Source organism: Methanocalculus sp., assembly GCF_029762515.1.
In the GTDB taxonomy this organism is placed as follows: domain Archaea; phylum Halobacteriota; class Methanomicrobia; order Methanomicrobiales; family Methanocorpusculaceae; genus Methanocalculus.
Genome location: NZ_JARVGN010000145.1, coordinates 1 through 5133, shown reverse-complemented (window position 1 = coordinate 5133; position 5133 = coordinate 1). Strand labels below are relative to the sequence as shown.

Genomic DNA, 5133 nt, shown 5'->3' with positions numbered 1-5133 from the left:
AGCCTCGATCACCACCTCTTCCCGGCTTTGCCCGGTTAAGATAATGAAAGGCGTCCGATCACCCTTCTCCCTGAGGTACTTCAGAAAATCGATCCCATTCATCCCCGGCATCTGGTAATCTGAGATGATGGCATCAAACTGCCGCTCTTTGAGTAAAATGATCGAATCAGGAACATTTTCACAGGTAACAACCGAAAGAAGCAGATCCTCCTCCAGGAAGAGTTTTCCAATCTCCAGAAGTGCGGGTTCATCTTCAATATAGAGGATGGAGATCGGAGCAGATCCCGGACCCGAGACTGGCATGAAGAGGAATCGGTGTGAGTAGAAATAATACTATTTATTCTGTAATCCAGCGGTTTGAACGGCCTTCTCTTCTTCTGAATCCCCGGACTCTTCCCCATCCGGATCAACCGGAAATACGATCTCATAGGCAGTGCCCTTCTCCCGCCTGAGATTTATCGTCCCAAGCAGCTGGTTGACGAGGCTTGTGATGAGCTGCATCCCGAGCGTCTGGGTATCCTCAAAGTCGATATCAGCTGGAAACCCGATTCCGTCATCAGAAAACCGGTATATGATTGTATTCTCCTTCTTCTCTACTCTAATTGTAATAGTGCCCTTCCTGCCATCGGGGAAGGCATGTTTTAAGGAGTTTGTCAGCAGCTCGTTTGTAATCAGGCTGAGCGGGACGGCCTTGTCGATTGAGAGGTAGATACCATCTGCATGGATATCAAGGGCAATCGTCCCGGTCCTCACCTGGCGGGATGAGAAGATGTACTCCCCCATCATGGAGAGGTATTCCCCATACTCAATCCGTGAGAGATTCTCTGACTGGTAGAGTTTCTCGTGAACAAGGGCGATCGAATAGACCCTGCTCTCGCTCTGGGAGAAGAGCTCCCTCATCTCCGGATCTGGGATCGTCTCTTTCTGGAGCATCAGCAGGCTTGAGATCACCTGCATGTTATTTTTCACGCGGTGATGGATCTCTTTTAAGAGGATCTCTTTTTCCCTGAGAGATTGTTTCGTCTCTTCATCCCGCATCTTCTTTTCTGTGATATCCTGGAAGAGTGTGGCACACTCACCTGCTCCCGGGCTGTAAACAGAGACGAAAACGTAGCGCACGGGATCATTCAACCGGATCTCAAAGACCGCAGATTCTCCGGTTTTAGCTGTGTGTATAATCTGTTCGAAGAGATGCGGATCTGCCTCCGGAAGTACGTCGGTGAGCAACTTCCCGACAACCAGATCGCGTGGCATTCCAACCAGCTTTTCAAAAGAGGGATTGACATCAAGAATGTGAATAACAGCACCACCATCATCCGGATCAGGACGCACCCGATGGAGGGCATACCCATCGTGCATTGACTCAAAAAGTGACCGGTAGCGTTTTTCACTCTCAATAACCGCTTCCTCTGCCTTTCTTTTATCAGTGATATCACGAATAAGAGCGATCACTTCATTCTCTGTGTAGGGAACAATCCTTGCTTCAAAATGGCATATTCCCGCCGGGACAGGGAGGGTGTATTCCAGGGTCTGTAATTCATTCCTGTCAATTGCCGATCGGACCCCCTGAATCATCTGAACTCCAATCTCCCCGGATATCACATCTGTTACCCGGCGGCCGATCACTTCGTCTTTTGGGAGAATCAGGAGATCTTCCTGATAATTGAGGATGTCAAGATATGTCCCTTCCCGATCAAACCTGATCAGAAAATCAGGAAGCGATTGCAGGATAAGCCGCTGAAGACCCTCGCTCTTCAGAAGAGCAGTTTCGGTTGTCTTCAGCTCATCGTACTGTACCCGCAGTTCCTCTTCAATCGCTGTCAGTTGCTCGTATGCAGCAAGGATCTCTTCATTCGCCCTCTTCAGTTCCAGATCCCGTTCCATCAGATCGGTGATATCCCGCCCGACAGACTGGAATTCCCGTATTGAACCATTTTCATCAAAGATCGCCCTTGTGTCCCATCGCTGCCAGAGGATACGTCCGTCAGGCATGATCGTCCGCTGGTCAATAGTTCCATTCGGGTTAGCCTTTGTGAGCGAAGAGAAGAGACGATAAACCTTCCCTGAATCATCCGGATGAATCACCGGCTTGAACCTGCTCCCGACGATTTCTTTGCAGGGAACCCCGAAATACCGGCAATAGGCATCATTTGTAAAGATTACTCTTCCATCTGCAGCAAACCGGCAGATCAGTTCGGTCTGATCTTCGACGACATTCCTATACCGCTCCTCACTCTCCCTGAGTGCATCCTCACTCCTCTTCTTTGATGTAGCGTACCTGATAATATTGATGAGTTCAGCAAACTGTGCCCTCAGATCTCCACCCTTTTCAAGATAGAAGTCTGCTCCATTGTTCAGTGCTTCGATCACCACCTCTTCCCGGCCCTTTCCCGTCAGAATGATGAAGGGCGTCTCATCTCCCTTCTCCCGAAGATATTTCAGAAATGAGATGCCATCGCATTTTGGCATCTGAAAATCCGAGATGATCGCATCATAGTGCTCTTTTTTCAGGAGAGCTATCGCATCAAGGGCACTCTCGCAACCAATAACCAGAAACTCCCCGCTCTTCTCCAGATGTTTTTTACCGATGATCAGGAGCCCCGGTTCGTCATCAACATACAGAATCCTGATCGGAGAATCCACGGAGTTTGGCATAGAGACGATTTCAGCATTCACAGGAAATAATACTATCTTTTCAAATGATTCAGATCCGATTATTTCTGCTCTTTTCTCACCCATCCGGTCAGCACCAGACCATCAAAGAGGTAATCGGCATCATCGGAATGATCACTGAGGATTCCCCGGATATAAACCGGCTTTCCATCAGCTGATCTGAAGACCAGAGAGAAGGGCTGAACGCCAAGCGGGTTTTTCCCGAGATCATGAAAGAGCTTCTCGATTACCGCAAGGCTGTCATCATGAATATAATTCCAGAGCCTCATTCCCGGGATCGTATCTTCCGAATATCCGAGGTATCTGTTCAGTGAAGGGCTTTTTTGCCGGAGTGTGCCATCATCATTCAGGATAACGATAACATCCGCAACATCGTCGATGATAGACTTGAAAAACTCTTCATTCTGCCTTAGTTTCTCTTCCATCACCTTTATTCGGGTGATATCATGGATATGAACCGCATATTTTGATATGGTGCCTTTCGGACTTGCGATAGGATAGATCCCGACGTCATACCAGTGCTCGTTCAACTGCTCGATAAATGACTCTCCTTTGCTCTGTCCGGGCTGTAATGAATGGCCGGCCATCCTGGGGGAGAGGTAGCCGGAGGAGACCAGATCGTACACATTTGAACCAACAAGCTCTTTCACCGTTTTTCCCGCTTTTTTTGCAAGAGCCTGATTTGCCATGAGGATCGATTTCTCAGTATCGATTAAGAAGTGTATATCCGGCGTTGCATTCAGAAGGACACGAATCGTCTCCTGATGCTCCCTCAGGTTCATATCCATCGCATGCTTGTACAATGCCGTCTCGATGGTCGTCTTCAGCTCCTGCTCCCGGACCGGCTTCAGGATATAGCCAAACGGCCCGGTCACCTTTGCGGCATTCACCACCCGATCATCTGAAAATGCCGTCAGGTAAATGACAGGAACTGTGCTTGTTGCCCGGATTTCTGCGGCTGCATTGATACCTGTCATCTTCCCTGCAAGCTTGATATCCATCAGGATCAGGTCAGGCTTCAGTTCAGCTGCCTTCGTTACGGCCTGTTCCCCTGTTGGAAAGACCCCGCAGACCGAATAGCCCATATTCGTCAGGCTTCTCTTCAAAGCCATTGCGGTGACGGCTTCATCTTCAACGATCATTATGATTGCTTCACTCATTCTTCATCCTCTCCATTGGGTTTGAGGGGAAAGATGATCTCAAATCTGGTTCCCCCGTCACGATACAACGAGATTTTGCCCATCAGCTGCATGACAAGGTTGTTCACAAGCTCCATCCCGAGTGTTGTGGTATTCTGAAAGTCAATTTCATCCGGAAAACCGATCCCATCATCACTGAACTGGTACAGGATATCTCCCCCTTTCTTCTGAAGATTGATCCTGATGGTTCCCTTCCTTCCATCAGGATACGCATGCTTTAAGGAGTTTGTCAGAAGTTCATTGGTGATCAGGCTGAGAGGGACTGCATTATCGATTGGAAGATAGATATCAGATGCATCAATCTTCAGGGTGATCATCTCAGAGCTGATATTCCGTGAAGCCAGAATATGATCCCCCATCATCTCAAGGTACTCGCCATAATGAATACGGGAGAGATTCTCTGACCTATAGAGCTTTTCATGAACAAGTGCGATTGAGAAGACACGGTTCTCACTCTCCCTGAAGAGTTCACGCATCATTGGATCCGGCATATTCTCTCTCTGAAGCATGAGGAGGCTTGAGATCACCTGCATATTGTTTTTGACACGATGGTGGATCTCTTTAAGGAGAGTCTCCTTCTCCCGGAGTGATTGTGCCATCTCTTCCTCCCGCTTCTTCTTCTCGGTGATATCATGGAAGAGGAGGGCACATTCTCCTCTTCCCGGGCTGTAAACCAGTACCTCATAGTCGGTATCCAGCCCCGGATGATGGTATTCAGCCATATGAGGCTCACCGGAATCTGCTGTTGCATGAAACCGTTCTATCCAGGCTTTTTCAAGATTCGGGAGTGCCTCAAGGAGAGTTTTGCCGATAGCCTCCTCACAGGAAAGACCGGTGATCGTCTCCATCGCGAGGTTTAGTTCAATTATCCTGAGATCTGATGGTTTTCCATCAAAATCCCTGATCAGCTGAAGATGTGCGTACCCGTCATGCATTGAGGAAAAGAGTGACCGATAGCGTGTATCGGTCTCAAGAAGCGCCTCCTGCTCTGCCTGCCTTATCCCGGTAATATCACGTATAATTCCTTCGATTGCAATCCGGGCACCTTCCTTATCATGAATCGGGACAATCCGCTGTTCGATCCAGATCACCTCACCATCCTTTCTAATCCAGCGGAATCTGCTGGGTATCCCGGATGACTCTTCGGAGAGGGACGACTCGAGGAGGGGGCGATCATCAGGATGAATAATCCTCGTTGCAAGCCCGGGATCATCATAATAATCCTGGGGGGCATATCCGGATACCTCTTCTATAGCGGGGT

4 protein-coding genes are annotated in these 5133 nt (G+C 48.7%); all 4 read right to left on the bottom strand.

What is annotated here, in order from left to right; translation table 11 throughout:
• Positions 1 to 303, bottom strand: a 303-nt coding sequence (locus QCH34_RS06475; RefSeq protein ID WP_300331969.1) for a response regulator, incomplete at its 3' end; no start/stop codon positions are given.
• Positions 304 to 333: 30 nt separating this feature from the next.
• A complete protein-coding gene (locus tag QCH34_RS06470) occupies positions 334 to 2655 on the bottom strand; it encodes a response regulator (protein ID WP_300331966.1) in 2322 nt (773 codons plus the stop codon).
• A gap of 59 nt (positions 2656 to 2714) precedes the next feature.
• Complete coding sequence (locus QCH34_RS06465; protein ID WP_300331963.1) at positions 2715 to 3833, bottom strand: response regulator; 1119 nt, start codon at positions 3831 to 3833, stop codon at positions 2715 to 2717.
• A partial coding sequence (locus tag QCH34_RS06460) for a histidine kinase dimerization/phosphoacceptor domain -containing protein (protein WP_300331960.1) occupies positions 3830 to 5133 on the bottom strand: 1304 nt, incomplete at its 5' end. The genes QCH34_RS06460 and QCH34_RS06465, both read right to left, overlap by 4 nt.

Bases quoted from the DNA above. Each gene is read 5' to 3' on its own strand.
- QCH34_RS06470 (WP_300331966.1), bottom strand. From the start codon at position 2,655: ATGCCAAACTCCGTGGATTCTCCGATCAGGATTCTGTATGTTGATGAC.
- QCH34_RS06465 (WP_300331963.1), bottom strand. From the start codon at position 3,833: ATGAGTGAAGCAATCATAATGATCGTTGAAGATGAAGCCGTCACCGCA.